An 18,181-nucleotide genomic window follows, 5' to 3' on the forward strand; every position below is an offset into this window, starting at 1 on the left:
GGAATGAGAATAAACAAGGATGAAGACAAGGAGTGGCTCGATTATTTGTCCCGTTTCAGTGATGAATATGACGAGCGAGTCTACGAAAGCAGTACAACAGGCTATGTGATGAGGGCGGGTCATATAGCGTGTGAGAAGCCTTTCAGTAACAGAGAGCATTTCTCGAAGGTGCTAGAAGTGGGTTCAGGAACGGGTGAACACTTGAGACATGTTCAGCATAGTTTTGATGAGTATACGGTCAGTGATGGCGATTCTGCCGCACTTGAAGTGGCAAAAAGGCAACTCAGTAACACCAGTACTTATGACAAGCTCGTTTTTAATGTAACGAATGCACGAGCGTTAGACTTTGAAAGCAACTGCTTTGATCGTGTTATTGCGACACATATATTGGAACACCTTTATGAGCCTCATCTTGTGATTAAAGAATGGCTTAGGGTATTAAAGCCGGGCGGCACTTTGTCCATTTTGATTCCTACAGACCCAGGTATTGCATGGAAGGTTGGTCGTTATATGACGACAAGAAAACTTGGAGTGAAAAAGGGGTGGAACTACGATTACATTATGGCGAGAGAACATGTTAATCCCTGCAATAATTTGATCGCCTTTTTAAAGTACTATCTCCCTGATAATAAACACTCTTTTTGGCCGTTAAGCCCAATCCCGCTAATTGATTGCAATTTGTTTTTTAACTTCCATGGAATCAAGCCTGCTAGTTAAAGGTTCGACGGCTCCTATCGTTCAGTCGTAAGCAAGAAGTTAGGTATTCACTAACTTCTTGCTTCGGTTAGATCTTTAGTTAACAAAGCCAGTAAGAGCGCCGAATAGCATAAACATGCCGACAAGCCCTACGATTGGCATCTTGACCGTTTTTAGTAGCCACACGCCAACAATGATCAAAGCGAAGTCTAAACCACTGCTCACTGCGCTTGTGAAAATCGGTTGATATAGCGCTGCCAACAATAAACCGACAACCGCCGCATTCACACCAGTAAGAGCGCCAGCCATTAAAGGTTTGCTTGCAATCGCCTGCCAGTTTTTCAACACACCGAGTAGTAATAAGAAGCCCGGTAAGAACACAGCAATCGTTGCGAGTAGTGCGCCTGTGATCGGTGCCGATGGCATCAATACATAACCTAAGTAAGTCGCAAGTGTAAACATAGGCCCTGGTACTGCCTGTGCTGCTGCATAACCTGTTAGGAAGGCATCTTGAGACAGTTGGTCACCAATACCATTTTGTAGCAACGGAAGTACCACGTGGCCGCCGCCGAATACTAAGCTACCTGCTTGGTAGAACAGGCCAAACACTTCAATACCTTGAGAGTAAGCACTGAATAGAGGCAGACCAACCAGCAAAGCAACAAAAATCACGAGAGGCGTTACCGATATTTTTTGCGTTGAAGGTATCGTTTTGAGCTCTTGAGATGTCAAGAACTTACTGCCAATCATCGCTGCAAATAGAAGCACTAAAACTTGAGGCCAGATGCCTGGAATCAGTAGCAGAACAATCGCGGTAATCACACATAAGGCGGTTGCTATCTTCGATTGGCAAAAGTTCTTGTACATACCAAAGGTTGCATCAGCCACAACCACTACCGCTAATAACTTAAGCCCGTGAATGATTGAATTGAAAAGTGGTGCTTCCAATAGCTGGTTGCTGACTAACGCCAATATCAGCATCAGAATCACAGATGGGGAAGTGAAGCCGACAAATGCAGCAATAGCACCTGTTAATCCACCTTTCTTGTAGCCAACCGCAAAGCCAACCTGACTTGAGCCAGGGCCCGGTAGAAATTGGCTAAGAGCGACAATCTGCCCGTACTCTTCGTCGGACAACCAATTCAGTTTCTCAACAAAGGTTTTACGGAAGTAGCCAATGTGTGCTGCTGGTCCACCAAAGCTAATCCAGCCAAGCCAGAAAAAGGTTTTAAAAATTGAAAGCATGATCGATTCCAGATAAATGTTTAGCGTAATTTAGGTGGAGTTGAACTATGATTAAAATTAATTGTTTTAATTGTAACTATGAATAATATGGGATTGATTTGTGGCTGATTTTAACTGGAAAGGAATTGACCTTAACTTATTGATTGCACTGCAGGCTTTGTATAAAACGAATAGCGTGAGTAAGGCTGCTGAGCGTTGTTATGTCAGCCAATCTGCGATGAGCCATAGCTTACAAAGGTTACGAAAGTTGTTTGATGACCCTTTGTTTGAGCGTGTGGGCAGCAAGATGGAGGCAACCGACCGAGCCATTGAACTATCAAGTACCGTGGACGCGCTACTGAATACCATCCAGTCTGAAGTTCTGTTATCTAAATCGTTTGATGCAGAGACTTATAAAGGGACTTGGAAGATTGGTCTCACTGATTATGCCGAGCAGATGTTCGCTCCAATATTGTTTGACCTGATTAATCAATCCTCTCCTTATTCCCAAGTAGCGTTGTTCAATGTAAACCGGAGTAACTACCAGCAAGTCTTTGACGATGCCAAGCTTGATATGACGATAGGTAGCTTTGGTGAGGTACCAAAGCAATATCGAACAAAGCATTTGTATACGGAGCAACATGTTTGTTTACTTGATCAATCGGTTCTATCTATTGAGGAGCCGATGTCGCTAGAACAATTTGTTGCTGTCGAGCACGCGCTCGTTTCTCCGGCAGGGGCTTTAAAGACGGGAGTGGACACTCGTTTAGGTGAACTAGGTTTAAGCCGGAAAGTCGCGATATCTTCCAGTAACTTTTTAACTGTTAAGCGGCTCATTCGTGGCAGAGAACTATTGTGTATTGTCCCCAAGCTAGTCGCGCGCAAGGATATGGATAGTGAAGAAACCTTACTAGCTGTGAAGCCACCAATTGATGTTCCAGATTTTGATATCCAGCTTGTTTATCGAAAGGCAAAGCATTTAGATGATAAAAATAAACTACTTAGAAAGCTGATTACTAATGCGATCTCATCTGTGATTTCCGAATAGTTTATTGTGTCGGTTAATCGTCAAATTCATATGAATTAATTTTAGAAAAATCCGGTTTATTATAAGAACCCGACTATACTTAATTTACGACTTAAAGCAGTCGTAAAGAATAGGCTTTTTGATTTACCTAAGTAAAAAAATTGGTTATATCCTCATGATATAGCTTAAAAATCTACCAGGCTAAACGGACTTAGTTGGTCTTAAAAGCGCTAGCTCCCCCTAGCGCTTTTTCTTTTATGTCGATTCTGGCAAAAGGGTCTGAATTCTTTTCAGCAGTTGCTCGATCTCTTGTTTTTCATAGTGAGCCGTCACCTTAGGTTGGCTACTTTCTCTTGGGAGTAATGCAGTTTCGATATGGTGCTGCAGTAAAGCATCTTGTGAGTTAGCGTTGAGCTTCTCTGCAAGTACCACAGCTTGTCGACCAATCGTGGTGAAGTCTTGTTTGATGGTGGTCAGTGGTGGATTAAAAAACGCACTGTCCTCGATGCCATCAAAGCCGACGACCGCAACCTTGTCAGGGACTGGAATCTGCAGTTCTTGCAGTGCGCGTAAAACCCCTAATGCCATTTGATCACTGGCGACCAACACAGCATCAAATGGGATTTGTTTCGCAACGGCGTCTCGAATGCCAAGGTAGCCACTTTCCGCTTGCCAGTTTCCTTGATGTTGAAACTGTACCTGACAGTTTGCATCTGATAGCACACCCAACCAACTCTGAAGACGGATTTGTGAGGCACTGGATTCGTTAGGCCCGCTGATCAACAAGTATTCAGAGCGACCATTTTCAATAAGATGCTGAGCCGCCAGCTTTGCGCCCTCGGCGTGATCGCCGCATATATAGTTAACTTGGCTGTTAGAAGGGACATCAATGAAGATGAGGTTCAAGTGTTGATATTGTTCTACCAGCAATTCGGCGTCTGCACTCTTTAAAGGCACATTGAGAATGATGCTGTCGACCTGTTGAGCCATCAGTTCACGAATAGCCTCGCGGGTGTTGGTGAGGTTCGGTTCGGATACTACAGAAAAAGCGGTGCCATACCCCATATCGTGAGCCTGCATTCGTACACCGTTAGCGATCATTGCGGCGCCATGCAGTGCCATATCGAGCGTCACTAACCCTATGCTGGTGGACTTGGAACGGCTGAGCATTTGAGCCCCTTTATTGGGCACATATCCAAGCTTCTTTATCGCAGCATTCACTTTGTTTCGAGTGGATTCTGCGACATCTTGCGAACCGTTCGTCACCCTTGATACTGTTTGAGTCGATACGCCAGCCAGCTTCGCCACATCTTTAAAAGTTACACTCATCACACCGTCCATCGAATATTCCCGTCGTTCGATGAGCTTATCCAATTTAGCGAAATGAAACTCTGCTCCCTTTCAAAAAAATGTCATTTGAAACATTAAATATGTTTCCGGAAACAGTCGATCTTGTGCAAATTTTAGCAACGAATAAGTGTTTTTAGATCACGTTATTTAGCCTTTTTAGTACTAATTTCAGTCTTCAAGTTCACTATTAATTTTAGTTTATGTTTACGAAAACAATATGAGATTGGCTATGAGCGAATTTATTCATCTAACAAGTAAAAACCACAGTTTGATCATCAAATCGGGCCGTACTCCAGAGGTTCTTCACTGGGGCGCAAAGATCGCCAGTATTGATGAAGATCTTTTGTTATCAACCGAGAGACCGATCTCTCAAGCACGCCTTGATGTCGATGTACCGCTTTCTCTTTGTCCTGAATTGGGTAGCGGTCATTTTAATGCGCCGGGAATAGAAGGGCATCGTGATGGTTTTGATTGGGCACCCGTTTTTAATACCGTCCGCGTGGAAGCTCAGGTTCAGCAAGCCACTTTTGTTCTAGAAGACACCGTGTCTAAGCTTGAATTGACGGTTGAAATTAAACTGGATTACGAATCGGATGTGGTTCAAAAGCGCATCACAGTAACCAACAAAGGGGGCAGTAAATACTATTTAAATAAGCTGTCATCAACGTTGCCGCTGCCAAACCACGCCAATGAATTGATGACGTTCCATGGTCGTTGGTGTCATGAGTTCCAAACGCAACGTCAGCGTTTTGAGCATGGTGGCTTCATGCAAGAGAACCGTCGCGGCCGTACTTCACATGAAAACTTCCCTGGCATGTTTGCAGGAACGCAAGGTTTCTCAGAACAGAATGGTTTGGTGTGGGGCTTCCATTTAGGTTGGAGTGGTAACCACCAAATGCGTGCTGATGTTCGCAGTGATGGCCGCCGCTTTGTACAAGCGGGAGAGTTATTGTTAGCGGGTGAATCGATTCTAGAACCAGAGGCTACTTACCAGACACCTTGGCTCTATGGCTGTTACAGCAACTCTGGTTTGAACGGTATTGCTCAACGTTTTCAGCAGTTTGTTCGTGACAACATTATTCAATTCCCTACCGATAAACCTCGCCCTGTGCACTTAAATACTTGGGAGGGCATCTACTTCGACCATAAACCGGAATACATCATGCAGATGGCAACCGAAGCCGGCGCAATGGGTGTTGAACGATTCATTATTGATGATGGTTGGTTTATTGGTCGTGATGGCGAACGAACGGCCTTAGGCGATTGGTATCTCGATGAAGTGAAATACCCAAATGGCTTAGAACCTGTGATTGAACACGTTAACCAACAGGGGATGGAGTTCGGGTTGTGGGTTGAACCTGAGATGGTCAGCCAAGACTCAAACCTATACCGTAACCATCCTGATTGGGTCCTAGGTTTGCAAGGTTATCATCAACCGTCTGGTCGTTGGCAGTATGTTTTAGACTTGCAGAATGAAGCGTGCTTTGACTACTTGTTCTCTCGCCTTGATACGCTTCTGACTACGTACAATATCGGCTACTTAAAGTGGGACATGAATCGTGAATTAGTTCAGCCGGGCCACCAAGGTAAGGCGGCGGTGCATGGTCAAACTGAAGCCTTGTATCGTCTCGTTGATCAACTGAATCAAGCACACCCTAAGGTCGAGATTGAATCTTGCTCATCAGGCGGTGGTCGCATTGATTTTGAAATCCTTAAAAGAACACATCGATTCTGGGCATCCGATTGTAACGATGCATTGGAACGACAAGCCATTCAAAAAGGCATGAGCTACTTCTTCCCACCAGAAGTTATGGGTGCGCACATTGGCCCTGCTGAGTGCCATTCAACCAATCGTCGTCACAGTATCAATATGCGTGGTGTCACCGCTTTGATGGGGCACATGGGCGTTGAACTTGACCCGGTTAAAGAGTCGCAACAAGAGAAGCAAGCTTTCTCTCACTACATCTCTCTGCATAAGCAGTTCCGCCATATTTTGCACTCAGGTCGTAGTTTCCGCATGGATCCCGCGGACAAAAACCAGAACATCTATGGGGTGCAGAATGATGATGAAATGCTGATCACCGTGTGTCAGTTGGCCATGCCTGAATACGCTCTGCCATCACCACTTCGTATTAGCTGCGTGGAAGACAGTGCGCTGTATCAAGTGAAGTTAGTGGAGATGCCACAAACCAGTTTCCAACTCATGAAGCAACGCCCTCAATGGTTAGATAAAACTCTGACTTTAAGCGGCGATAACCTCAAAGAGATTGGATTGACCTTACCTATTCTCGACCCAGAGTCTGCCTTGATTGTGCATCTAAAAAAGATGTGAATCTCTGACTCTGAGTACCCCTACAAACAAAAATCTAAATATAAAAATTATAATCGGCAGCGAGGTATTGCTGCCGCAATAACTCAACTTAAGGAAAACAAAATGTCTATTACCGTTCTGTTGTCATTTTTGTTATTTACTGGGTTTGTAGTCGCGTTTACCTACAACAAAGTGAAAAATGACAAAAACACCTCACAAGATGGTTTCTTTCTTGGCGGAAGAAGCTTAACCGGTGGCTTAATTGCCAGCTCACTTATCTTAACGAACTTGAGTGCCACCAGTTTCGTGGGCATGAGCGCACAATCTTACACCCACAACATGAGTGTCATGGGTTGGGAAGTGGCTTCTGGTGTCACCTTGGTGATTATTGCTTTAATGTTAGTTCCTCGTTATTTGAAACAAGGTATCACCACCATTCCTGATTTCTTAGAGAGCCGCTACGACATGTCGGTGAAGAAGTTTGTGACGTTACTTTTCTTGTGCCAATACGTGATCAACATTTTGCCTACCACACTTTACGCGGGCGCTGTTGTTTTGGGTGAAATCTTCGATGTTCAGGCCCTGCTAAATATTTCAGAGTTTAGTTCAATTGCACTGATTTCGGCGACGATTGGTCTACTTGGCTTCTTTTACGCGATTTATGGTGGCCTAAAGGCGGTTGTAATTGCAGATACCATTAATGGTGTAGGCTTGATTGTCGGCGGCATGATGATCCCTGTATTTGGTTTAATGGTGTTGGGCGAGGGGAGTTTCGGTGCTGGCTTAGATATTCTGCTTTATGCCGCGCCAGAGAAGCTCCAATCGGTGGGTACAGAAACCGATCCACTGCCGTTCTCAACATTGTTCACAGGTCTGCTTTTGGTGAACTTGTATTACTGGGGTACTGACCAATCTATCATTCAACGCGCATTGGGTGCTAAGAACCTGAAAGAAGGTCAGAAAGGTGTAATCCTTGCCGGTGCGATTAAGGTCATCTCTCCGCTGTTTTTGATCATTCCGGGTATCATTGCTTTCCATATGTTTGGCGCTGATGCGGGTAATCCAGACACCATGTACACCCGTTTAGTTAATGAAGTTTTGCCTAAGCCGCTAGTGGGCTTCTTCGTTGCGGTGATGTTTGGTGCGATTTTGAGTACCTTTAATGGTGTGTTGAACAGCTCAACGACTCTGTTTGCATTGAACGTGTATAAGCCGCTATTCGGACAAGGTAAAACCGATGAAGAGCTAGTGGGTAAAGGGCGTATTTTTGGTGTCGTGATTGCGATTATCTCGGTATGTATCGCACCATTCATCATGTACGCACCAGAAGGTTTGTTCCAATATCTACAAATGGTGGCAGGTTTCTTCAGTGTGCCAATCTTCACTATCGTGTTTGTCGGCTATATCTCTAAACGTGTACCAGCTGTAGCGGCGAAAGTGGCGTTGGTGGTGTTTGTAAGTTCTTACGCTGCAATGCAGTTGGTGTTCAAAACTCCGATTCACTTCCTACATCAATTAGCGATTCTGTTCGTGGTATGTACCGCGTTGATGTTCATCATTGGTTACTTTATGCCGCGTGAGTCTGAGTACGTGATGCCAGTCAATGAGAATATTGATGTGACACCTTGGGAGTTCCGTTTCGAGGCTTCGGCTATTATTCTTTACATGGTGCTTGGTGCTTACGTTATGTTCTCGGATGTGGGTTTTGTATCGGACGATCCAACCATCATGCAAGTTTATGGCGTGTGTGGCATTGTTATGTTGCTCGGTATTTTTGGACGACTAGCAAAGCGAAAGAAAGCACTTGCGACCGCGTAGATGAGTTCGGGTAATTAAAAACGAAAACGCCGCTCTTTGGAAATAGGAGCGGCGTTTTTCGATCTTGTGAAGATAAATGGAAGGCTAAAAAGTCTAAAAAGAGAATCGAGTCCATTTCTTAGCTCGCCAGCGATAGGCCATGATGATTCCACGGAACCACTCGTCCATCGCGATTGCCATCCAAGCACCCAATACGCCATAACCCCAATGCACGCCAAGCAAATAGCTCATGGCAACCCCAATGCCCCACATGCTGAGAATGCCCATTTTGATCGGGAATTTAATGTCGCCAGCAGCCTTTAGACAAGAGATAAAGATAAGGTTAAATACTCGTCCAGCTTCAAGAATGATGGAACCTGCAATCAGTGCCGCCGTTAGCGCAATGATCTCTGGATCTTGCGTGAACAGATCGAGAATTTCGAAACGGAACACATACACCATGCAGGTGATCGCGGTTGACGCGATAAAGCCAACCACAAAGTAACGTTGCACGCGCTTGGTAATCTCGTCGATCCAACCCTTACCAATGTAATAGCCTGTTTGGATTTGGCTGCCTTGACCAATTGCCAGTGCAAACGCAAAAGAGAGGCGAGCGATGTTTTGTGCGTAAGTAAACGCAGCCAGTGAAGACGTACCCATCTGCACTACAAAGAAGGTAATGCTGATCTGAGCCATGTTATAAGAGAGCACTTCTCCAGCGTTCATCGAGCCGATCTTCATGATTTTTTGATAGATGGCTTTCGGCACAGATTTAAACTGCTTCACTGGTAGATAAATCCCTTTGCTTCTGACCACACCAATCAAGATCAACATTCCGATTACTTGGCTAATGACGGTCGCGGTCGCAACCCCTTGCACGCCGTATACAGGCAAACCAAAAGGTTGATATAAGGCACAGTAGTTACCGAATACGTTGATGACACCTGCAATCATATTGATCACCATCGGTGACTTTGAATAGCCATGACTGCGCAAAATAGTGGTGAGAACCACACCTATGGTTACATTGAAGGTGAGAGCACCACTGATGAACAGGTATTCTTGCGCGTACTGTTCGACTTGAGGTTCGAGTTGATAAAGCGGGATAAAATATTCAGCAACAAGAACGGCAATTACACTCAGTAGCACACCGGCAATAATGGCCAGAATGATACTTGCTACACCCACGTGAGCGCTCTCTTGAGTGCGGGAAGCACCATTGTATTGCGCGATTAGAATACCCGTACCACTGCTGACCATGGTCGAGACAATGATCAGGAAAAAGGATATCTGAGAAATAACACCAACGGCAGACACGGCTTTGTCCGAGTATCCCGATAACATGAATACATCACTGGTGTTGAGTGCGGTTCTTAAAAGAACTTCGATAAAAATTGGCCAGGTGAGCGCAACGATTCCCATACGTTTGTTTAGGGTGGAATCAGCATTAGGCATTTAGGTTTTCTCAAAAAAGGGGTAGACGACACTATAGTTTAGCTATTATTTAGTAAACGACTATCAAATTAATGTCCGGAAGGCTAATAAGGATAAATAAAATTCGAATAAGTCTTCAGAATTCAATATTTCAGTGAGGGTGATGAAATTTTTGAATGGGATTTCATAGCAAGAGCACTCTTTGCTTTTTGTGAGTAAAAGCTTGCCTGTGTTAGCTGAGTACAACGAACAGAGTAAAAGGATCATGGTAGGCCAAATGGTCTAAGTGCTTGTTTTTCGCTTACGTTACTTCAGATATAAAAAAGGCACTCAGCGAGAAACTGAGTGCCAAAGTCTGAAATTTATGAGGTTAGATTTTCATTGAATTTCAGAAGACAGGTATAGGTTTTTACTTACTCTGCGTCAGTAAAGAAATCGTTGTATAACATGTATAGGTGGGCAGCACTCCAAGAGAAGTTTGGAGCACCTTGTTGTTCACCGTTTAGCGGGTTGTAGTTCTCACGGATAGGACCGTCTTGTACCAAGCCATCGGCGTGGTCGAAGAATGCGCCTGCCATTTCAATCGCATCGTCACGGTAGCCGTAGCTGTCCATACCTTTTAGGCCGAAGTAGAACTGGTCTACCCATACACGTCCACGCCAGTAAATATCTGGGCCAAATGCTGGGCTAGAAAGCGCTGCTGTGCCCAGTGGAACGTAGGTGTTGAACTCTGAGGTATCTTTCATCACAGAGACCACGGCATCAGCGTGAGCTTGTGTTGCTGCACCGTTGAACAGTGGTGACCAACCCTCAGGGCCTTTACCACGCTCGACAATCGGTTTACCTGCACAGCCATTCGCTAGTGGCTTGTCTTCGATACGAATGTCGTAGAAGAAGTTAGTGCCTTCGTCGAACATACAGGTGTTGATGTAGTTCGATAGGTGCTCTGCTTTTTCACGGAACTCTTTCGCTTCTGCGTCTTTACCTAGAATGTCAGCCATTTCTGCTAGGTACTTGTTATCGCTGTACATGTAGCTTGCTTGGTCAACGGACTCTTGCAGCAATGAATAGCCAAGCAAAGTGCCGTCTTCAGCGCGGTTTTGAGCGAACTCAACATCCCAATCGCTGCGCTTACCACCGTTTGCAACGTATGCGTCTAGCTGGTCTTTATCAATGAAGCCAAATGCGGCTGCATCGTCACGGCCTGATTCCCAAGATGCAGCCGTTTGTGCGGGGCTCTCGATGTAATCGTAGTTGCCTTCTGCTACCACTTTATCCAGTGCTGCTTGTCCTACGACTGTTTCGTGCTTATCGCCACGAACCACGGTGAAGTACATTTCACCTTCAGGTGTGTTGTGTGCTTTGTCACGAGCAGCGCCATACTCTGGAACGCCATTGCCGTTGTTGTCACGGTTGCGTAGCCACCAATCATGGTATGCCACTAGTTTTGGATACATCTCTTGTAGCCAAGCTTCGTCGCTGGTGGTTTTGTAGACTTCCATTACTGCCCATGCTGCTAGGCTTGGTTTGGTATTACGTTCATTCCAGTTACCGCCATCGCCGCCACGTTCTGGACTTAGGTTGTAAGCGAGTAGATCGGGCACGTAACCTTCATCCCAAGGACGAACGGCATCGTCAGCCTGAATTTGGTAAGCGAACATCGCGCGGATGTTATCTTTCGCTACATCTGGGTTGAAGTGAGCCATTGCGTAGGCTTGCTTCCATGTGTCCCAAGGCCAAGTTTGGTTGCCCGAGAACCAACGCGCCGTCACGGATGGTGTCACAGAGTCAAACTCCATCGCACCTGCAGCGCCACGCCAGTTACCGTTTAGGGTTTCCATCGCTTTAACCGCAACACGCTCTTGCTCTGGTGTCGCGTTCGGGTTGGTTAAACCCATCTCAAGATAGCCTTCCCAACGTTCTGCTGATGCGGCTAAGAAGTCGGTAGGGTTTGCCATGATCTTTTTGATTTCAGGCTGTTCCGCTTGCGCTTCTTCTGCCGTTAGAACATGCGAGTATGTGGTGTAGATAGTCGTCGATGCTTCAATGTTTGCCGTTGAAGTAAACGCTAAACCATCAACCGTGGTTTTCGTTGGAATCGACTTGTGAACTTGGTATTCAGACTCACCAGAAGTCAGTAGATCCCATGTCGAACGAACCTTACCGAAGGTCACCTTTAGGCCATCGTCGGTTGCGACGATTTGACGGTCATACTCAGGGTAAGTTTCAGCGATTGTTTTGTCGGTTTGTGCCACGCCTTCTTTGGCGTGCGTCTTTTCTAGCAGTTCACCATCCCACACTAATTCAACCGGTGAGTCGGTAGTGATTTTTGTTTCTAGCAGAGAGGTACGGTTTGAAGCAAAACGCATCGTCATTTCTACAGTCACATCGTCAGATTTTAGTGTCTGAACCAATGCGCCCGGTAGGCTGTAAGCTTCCATAGTGAAAGCCACTTTTTTGCCATCTTTGAACACGCTTAGGCGGTCGAAGTTATCAGCCATGAAGTTGATGTATTCTTCGGTAAGCAGTGCTGTACCTGGGAATCCGCCCATGCCTTCTGCACTGTCTGGCAGTAGGTGACCGTGCCATGCGCCTAGGTCGAAGAATGGGTTAAAGCGTTGGTGGTCATCGAAGTCGTAGTCACGCATGTATTCAGGTGAGCCAGTACGGTCGATAACGTTCTTAAATTCGTTGGCTTGCAGTTGCTCTGTGTCAGAGCCTGAGCCAGAGATTGAGTTTGAAGCACAACCAGTAACGACAAGGGCTGCACCGATAGCGAGAGCTGCGAATGATTTATTCAGTTTCATGATCAATTCCTGTTATTACCAGTAGAAGTATTGCATTGCGAACACCTGAGCGTCGCCGATTTCAGTGTCGCTGCCTACGCCAAAGCGGCTATCGAAAGCAGTCGCAAACGCGCCGTTGCCGTATTCATACCAAACGCCAGCATTGATGTAAGAGGTGATTTCTTTGTCGCCATTGTCACCGTCAAAGTTTGCGTAGTTGTAGGCTGCAGATAGGTAAACGCCTTGTGCCGCTTCGTACCATGCACTGGTTTGAATACCAGACTCGCTACCGAAAGACTCTTGGTTGCCTTTATCTGTATCGTGCCAAACACGAGTGGCGAAGTTTTTGTACTCAGCACCCAATAGCAATAGTTCACCACCATCGTTGTTACGAACTTCACCACCACCCATTAGGGTTAAGTCGTCGGTCAGATCGTATTGAAGGTAACCATTGACCATGGCGTTCTTATCTTTCCATTGGTCTGCGAAGCTGTCGTATTTACCGAAGTGAACAAGAGCATCGTCTTCCGAGAAGTCAGACTCTGGCGCGAAAGAAACGCTGTAGCGAAGCTTGCCTTCTAGGTTTTGAATCTTCACACCAAGGTGCACGTCTCGCGTGTTTGAGATCGCGTAGCCGTATTCAACCGTAGGGTCACCCCACCATTGAACGTCATCTAATGAAGAGTCCATACGACCAATCATGAATTCTGTTTTGTTATCTGTGCGGTAGCCAGCGTAAAAGCGGTTGAAACCACCTTCAAAACCGCCCCAGCCGTGGCCCGTTGCCCAAGCATTGCCTTCGTCATCGGCTTGTACTGTCCAGCCCTCCATATAAGCAAGACCAAACCAATTACCGTGCTCGATAGCCAAGCCAGCTTCAATGTAAGTACCGTCTGCGTAGCGGCCTTTATCATCACCTTCGAGTGCCACGTGACCACCAAGGCCAAGCTCACCATAAAAGTTAAATAGGGTTTCAGTTTCTGTCTGAGGAGGCTGAGTATCACTGTGGTTTGCTGCGGACTCTTCCGCGTGGGCAGTGGTACTTAAGGCAGCAAGAATACAGCTTGTAATAAGAGTGTTTTTAGTAAAACTACTTTTCATTTTAATCACTTCTGTGTCGGGGTTATAAATGAAGGTTCGCAAGCAGTTCTGACTTCTAATATGGGGTGCTCTTCAAGGCGTATTGGTCAGGTTACTTACGATCGCAAAACCAATATTAATGATAATTTTGATGTTTAAAATTAATTAAGTTTAAAAGTGTGATCTATTTTTAGTAAATATTTACTTTGTTTTTATTTTGACTTTCAGTTGAATTTGCAGAGGTATGGCTAGGGTTGTAAGTATTCGGGAGGTGAATTGTTTGATGGGTGGTTAGATTGTTGGTTCGAATGTTTTGATTCTTGAATGGCTTTGATTTAATCGAGATGGTTAGTGGAAATGTACCGACAAATAAAAAGGCACTCACCAAATGTGAGTGCCTGAAGTTTAAGTCAGAGTGCCCGAAGTTTAAATCAGAGTGCAGGGTAAACTAAGCGTTCGCCGGTTCAGGTTTTGCTTCTAGTTTTTTCTCTTCTGGAGATAAGCTTTTTTCATATTTTCCGTACTTCCACCACGCGTAGCCAAGGAAGATAACAATCCCGCCCACGTTGTAGAAGATGATGGTCATGATGTCAGCACCTGTTGGGAAGGTTGACGCAAAGAAGCCAACAGTGAAAATGCCGATCAGAATCGAGACCACGGTAATGCCTGTCATACGTGAGCCCATTCTGAAATCACGAGGTAAGTGATCCAACTTCAAACGTAAATTAAGGTACGCGATCATGATGAATAGCGGTGGCAACATCGATGCTGCAGCTGTCATGTTGATAATGGTACTCATCAGATCTTGAACCGTATCGGACGCCAGTGTCGGAATGAACATCAGTGGAATCACAATCAAGAACTGAATCCAAGCCGCACGCTCTGGAACGCCTTGTTTGTTTAGAGCGACCGTTTTCTCACCGAAGATACCTTTAGGGATTTCAGAGAAGAAAATCTTAACGGGTGTTGCCGTCCACATCAGCAGAGAGCCCAGCATCGCCGTGAATGAAACCACACCAACGAAACGGTTCATCAAGATTTCAGACAGGCCAAAGTGTCTTGCTAGCCCTTCAAATACCTGAACTGAGCCGCCTGTGAATTTAAGCTCTTCACGCGAAACAAACACGTTTGCTAACACAGATCCTACCGAGTAAAGCGCACCGATGAAGATACCGGCAATGATGATGACTTTAACGAAAGACTTGTGACCGCCTTTGATGTCGTTAACGTAAACCGCGACCGATTCTGCACCGCCTGCCGCCATGAAGATCCAAGTGATTACGCCAAGGAATGCCCAGTTGAAGCTTGGTGTCATGGCTTCAATGGTGATTGGGTCAGCTGGCTCGATACCGCCTACCAAAGCACCGCCAGATAGCAAGATGTAAGACATCGTTAGCAGCAGCATCAGTGATGATGTTAGTGAGGTGATAGGGCCCAGTAATTTCGCACCGTTATTCGAGATATGAGTCGCGACCGCAAACAAAATAGTACTTAGAATTGCGGTGGTCATTGGCGTGAATATGTACTCAAAACCTAAGAACGCATACGACGCGTAAGCGATGATTCTAGGGAGCAGAGAGGTGAAGAAGAACAGGTTAACAAACCAGTAGGTGTAAGCTGAAATAAACGCCCAGCGGCCGCCTAGAGAGCTTTTAACCCAAGAGTAAACACCCGCTTCAGAGTCTTTATTCAGTGACACAAACTCTGCAACGATCAAACAAAATGGCACAAAGTAAAAGATGGTTGCTAGAAAGAACATCGGAGCCGAGGAAAGGCCGATCTCGATGTTGTTATTAATGATGTTATTGAAGCTGTATACCGCCGCGAAGGTCATAGACAGTAGGGCAAATTTGCCTATCGTACTGCGTTTATTTTCGGACATGATGTTCTCCGGTGAATCACGTTGATGATCGTTATAACTTGGTCCTAGAGAGGGAAGCTCTAGGCCGCACTTTTATTGTTATGTTGGTTTGGCAAACACCCGCTTTGTTTTGTCAGGGTTGGCTCATTGTTGTTTTTATAGATTTACGATCGGACTTCTTTGGGATTTTTTTCTTTGGTATTTCAGTAAACTTATTACCAAAACAAAGAGTTAAAGATTAAGAAGTTCATTGAAGAGATTGCTTGTTTCATGAGCGACGATTTATAAGGCGTGTAGGGGCTTTTTTGTCGCTTTCTTTATATGAATCAGTTTGTCTCTTCAGCAAGAAGATTAAAGATTAAGCGGCGGGAAGTTAATCGAAATTGATCAAATATGTGACCTTGAGTAAATAAATTTAGTTAATGTTTTACCTTGGTTTTTATTTGAGTTTTATTACCTATTAATTGGTGTTTTTCGTGAACTGAAAACTTGACGGAACGCCGTTTTTATTTTTGGGTTTTTTATTTTAATTATCTGATTTAAAACAAAAAAAGCGCCAATTAAGGCGCTTTTAACTAGATGTATAGATTCTGGATTACGACTGCTTAGCCGTTTCTAGCTTTGCTTCTTTACCTGCTTGCTTCTTTTCAAAGCGAGAGATCCACCACCATGCGATACCAGAGAATACCGCTGTCATGAAGACGTTGATGAAGAAGGCTTGAACAAGGTCAACACCTGTCGGGAATGCCGATGCTGTCATGCTCACAATGAAGATACCAATCAGTACCGATACTACTGCCATACCTTGAACTCGAGTACCCATGCGGAAATCACGCGGTGTGTCGTCGTGTTTCAAGCGGAATACAAAGTAGGCCACCATGATGAAGATTGGCGGTAGCATTGCGGTACCTGCTGTTAGATTGATTGCTGTATTCATCATGTCTTGTACAGATTCAGAGCCGAAGCCGTTCACCACAAGCATCACGAATACAAACGCGAACTGCCACCAAGCTGCACGTACTGGCACGCCGTGTTCGTTAAGCTCTGTTGTCTTCTCGCCGTAAACACCTTTAGGGATTTCAGAGAAGTGAATTTTTACTGGAGCTGCTGTCCACATCATCATCGAACCGAACATAGCAACGAATAGGATAATACCGACGAAGCGACCCGTTAGAGATTGTGAAATGTCGAAGTAGTTCGCCATACCTGTGAAGATTTCAACCATGCCGCCAGCGTAGGTCAGTTCATCACGAGCAACGAATACGTTTACTAGAAGAGAGCCCACTGCGTACATTGCGCCGATTGCGATACCTGCACCAATGATAACCTTGATGAAAGACTTGTGACCGCCCTTAACATCGTTTAGGTAAGCGGCTGCGGTTTCTGCACCACCGGCTGCTTGGAATATCCAACACATGATACCTAGCGTTGCCCAGTTGATGGTCGGTGTCATTGCTTCAAGCGTGATTGGTTCTACTGGCTCATGGTTGCCGCCCAGTGCCATTAGTGCACCGATAACGTAGATTGCAAACAGAGCGAATACACCGTAGGCCACGATCTCGGCAATCTTACCTAGCCAGCTCGCGCCTTTGGTTGAGATGTGAGTTGCTGCAGCAAACAGAGCAATCGAGATAGCCGATGTGACGACTGGCGAGAAGGCGTATTCATAGCCCAACATCGCGTAAGACGCATAGGCGATTACGTTTGGTAGCAGGGATACAAACCAGAAAAGGTTTACGAACCAGTATAGGAAGGAACCTAGGTAGGCTGCTTTTGAGCCTAGTGGTTTTTTTAGCCAGTCATACATGCCTGACTCAGAATTTTTATTTGCTGATACGAATTCAGCAATGATGAACACGAACGGAATGAAGTAAATAAGGGTCGCGAGCAAAAAGATAGGGGCTGAACTCAATCCCAATTCGATGTTGTTGTTTACAATGTTGCGAACGTTAAATACCGCTGCAAATGTCATGGAGAGTAGGGCAAATTTGCCTAACTTACCGCGTACAGATTCAGACATAGTGTCCTCCGAGGAATCAGGTAATTATAGTCGTTATTTCTCAATGCTTCCTTGTAGGGAGGAAGCATTGAGGCTTTGTTCAGCATGTTGGAGCCTTGAACGGCAAGGCTCGATACATACTGTGAATAGATAGCGTTATTGTTTATTTATTGAGGAAGTAACCGTCTTCAATGGTCACTTTCAGTACCACTTTTCGAACTCGGTTATCACCGTGGAAACGGTAAGCCTGATTGTTGTCAAAGATCGCCACTTGGCCTTCAGCTAGCTCACGAGTTTCACCGTTCCCCATTAGGTGTTCGCGGTCGGTTTCATCGCTATAAGCTTGGATCTGCTCTAGCTCTGATTTCGCTGCGAATTCAACCGTTTCACGGCCTTCTAGGTAGTAGTGCACGTCGAAGTAACGACGATTACCGGTGAAGTTTTCTGTGTTACGAGCCACACCGTCTTCAATCATGTAAGCCAGTGAATCACCAATTGAATACATCACGCCATCTTTGATGTTTCCGATGTTTTCAATCGCTTCTACACAGCGTTGCCATTTACGACCATCGCGGTAGACGACTTTAAATTGTTCTAAGTTCTCTAAAACGATCAT

Annotated in this window: 12 protein-coding genes; 4 read left to right on the top strand and 8 right to left on the bottom strand. The window is 45.3% G+C overall.

Annotation, left to right across the window (positions count from 1 at the left end):
* The first annotated feature begins 3 nt into the window (after positions 1 to 3).
* On the top strand, positions 4 to 717 hold the full coding sequence (locus tag AB4274_RS16865) for a class I SAM-dependent methyltransferase (protein ID WP_017065822.1): 714 nt from the start codon (positions 4 to 6) through the stop codon (positions 715 to 717).
* A gap of 75 nt (positions 718 to 792) precedes the next feature.
* Here AB4274_RS16865 and chrA read toward each other — a convergent pair whose 3' ends face one another.
* The gene (gene chrA, locus AB4274_RS16870) at positions 793 to 1,941 is read right to left on the bottom strand and encodes a chromate efflux transporter (RefSeq protein ID WP_372112684.1); all 1,149 of its coding nucleotides are present in this window, start codon (positions 1,939 to 1,941) and stop codon (positions 793 to 795) included.
* A gap of 100 nt (positions 1,942 to 2,041) precedes the next feature.
* On the opposite strand from chrA, the gene AB4274_RS16875 reads away from it, so the two are divergent.
* Positions 2,042 to 2,968, top strand: a complete 927-nt coding sequence (locus AB4274_RS16875; protein WP_372112685.1) for a LysR family transcriptional regulator — start codon at positions 2,042 to 2,044, stop codon at positions 2,966 to 2,968.
* A gap of 234 nt (positions 2,969 to 3,202) precedes the next feature.
* On the opposite strand, the gene AB4274_RS16880 is transcribed toward AB4274_RS16875, so the two are convergent.
* A complete protein-coding gene (locus tag AB4274_RS16880) occupies positions 3,203 to 4,276 on the bottom strand; it encodes a LacI family DNA-binding transcriptional regulator (RefSeq protein WP_372054916.1) in 1,074 nt (357 codons plus the stop codon).
* Between the two features lie 250 nt (positions 4,277 to 4,526).
* On the opposite strand from AB4274_RS16880, the gene AB4274_RS16885 reads away from it, so the two are divergent.
* Positions 4,527 to 6,629 (top strand): alpha-galactosidase, encoded by a 2,103-nt coding sequence (locus AB4274_RS16885; protein WP_102319934.1) that lies wholly within the window; start codon positions 4,527 to 4,529, stop codon positions 6,627 to 6,629.
* 102 nt (positions 6,630 to 6,731) lie between these two features.
* Positions 6,732 to 8,426, top strand: a complete 1,695-nt coding sequence (locus AB4274_RS16890; RefSeq protein ID WP_102319935.1) for a solute:sodium symporter family transporter — start codon at positions 6,732 to 6,734, stop codon at positions 8,424 to 8,426.
* A gap of 93 nt (positions 8,427 to 8,519) precedes the next feature.
* Here the strand turns inward: AB4274_RS16890 and AB4274_RS16895 are convergent, their stop codons facing one another.
* The 6 genes from AB4274_RS16895 to AB4274_RS16920 all read right to left on the bottom strand — a co-directional run bounded on the left by AB4274_RS16895 (position 8,520) and on the right by AB4274_RS16920 (position 18,181).
* Complete coding sequence (locus AB4274_RS16895) at positions 8,520 to 9,860, bottom strand: MATE family efflux transporter (RefSeq protein ID WP_017060807.1); 1,341 nt, start codon at positions 9,858 to 9,860, stop codon at positions 8,520 to 8,522.
* Positions 9,861 to 10,252: 392 nt separating this feature from the next.
* Positions 10,253 to 12,646: an alpha-glucosidase gene (gene ygjK / locus AB4274_RS16900; protein ID WP_136973742.1), complete on the bottom strand. Its 2,394-nt coding sequence runs from the start codon at positions 12,644 to 12,646 to the stop codon at positions 10,253 to 10,255.
* A gap of 15 nt (positions 12,647 to 12,661) precedes the next feature.
* Complete coding sequence (ygjJ, locus tag AB4274_RS16905) at positions 12,662 to 13,726, bottom strand: protein YgjJ (RefSeq protein ID WP_004734431.1); 1,065 nt, start codon at positions 13,724 to 13,726, stop codon at positions 12,662 to 12,664.
* A gap of 427 nt (positions 13,727 to 14,153) precedes the next feature.
* Complete coding sequence (locus tag AB4274_RS16910; protein ID WP_017069519.1) at positions 14,154 to 15,587, bottom strand: amino acid permease; 1,434 nt, start codon at positions 15,585 to 15,587, stop codon at positions 14,154 to 14,156.
* A 574-nt stretch (positions 15,588 to 16,161) separates the two neighbouring features.
* The gene (locus tag AB4274_RS16915) at positions 16,162 to 17,586 is read right to left on the bottom strand and encodes an amino acid permease (RefSeq protein ID WP_017063320.1); all 1,425 of its coding nucleotides are present in this window, start codon (positions 17,584 to 17,586) and stop codon (positions 16,162 to 16,164) included.
* A gap of 142 nt (positions 17,587 to 17,728) precedes the next feature.
* Positions 17,729 to 18,181 carry a beta-galactosidase subunit beta gene (locus tag AB4274_RS16920; protein WP_017066026.1) on the bottom strand — a complete coding sequence of 151 codons (453 nt, stop codon included), beginning with the start codon at positions 18,179 to 18,181 and terminating at the stop codon, positions 17,729 to 17,731.

This window comes from Vibrio sp. 10N.261.55.A10 (genome assembly GCF_041470825.1).
Lineage (GTDB): Bacteria > Pseudomonadota > Gammaproteobacteria > Enterobacterales > Vibrionaceae > Vibrio > Vibrio crassostreae_C.

Excerpts from the sequence above, each read along its gene's own strand:
- AB4274_RS16920 (WP_017066026.1), bottom strand. The coding sequence starts at position 18,181 with ATGATCGTTTTAGAGAACTTAGAACAATTTAAAGTCGTCTACCGCGAT.
- chrA (WP_372112684.1), bottom strand. The coding sequence starts at position 1,941 with ATGCTTTCAATTTTTAAAACCTTTTTCTGGCTTGGCTGGATTAGCTTT.
- AB4274_RS16885 (WP_102319934.1), top strand. The coding sequence starts at position 4,527 with ATGAGCGAATTTATTCATCTAACAAGTAAAAACCACAGTTTGATCATC.
- AB4274_RS16880 (WP_372054916.1), bottom strand. The coding sequence starts at position 4,276 with ATGAGTGTAACTTTTAAAGATGTGGCGAAGCTGGCTGGCGTATCGACT.
- AB4274_RS16915 (WP_017063320.1), bottom strand. The coding sequence starts at position 17,586 with ATGTCTGAATCTGTACGCGGTAAGTTAGGCAAATTTGCCCTACTCTCC.
- AB4274_RS16910 (WP_017069519.1), bottom strand. The coding sequence starts at position 15,587 with ATGTCCGAAAATAAACGCAGTACGATAGGCAAATTTGCCCTACTGTCT.
- AB4274_RS16890 (WP_102319935.1), top strand. The coding sequence starts at position 6,732 with ATGTCTATTACCGTTCTGTTGTCATTTTTGTTATTTACTGGGTTTGTA.
- ygjJ (WP_004734431.1), bottom strand. The coding sequence starts at position 13,726 with ATGAAAAGTAGTTTTACTAAAAACACTCTTATTACAAGCTGTATTCTT.
- AB4274_RS16865 (WP_017065822.1), top strand. The coding sequence starts at position 4 with ATGAGAATAAACAAGGATGAAGACAAGGAGTGGCTCGATTATTTGTCC.
- AB4274_RS16895 (WP_017060807.1), bottom strand. The coding sequence starts at position 9,860 with ATGCCTAATGCTGATTCCACCCTAAACAAACGTATGGGAATCGTTGCG.
- ygjK (WP_136973742.1), bottom strand. The coding sequence starts at position 12,646 with ATGAAACTGAATAAATCATTCGCAGCTCTCGCTATCGGTGCAGCCCTT.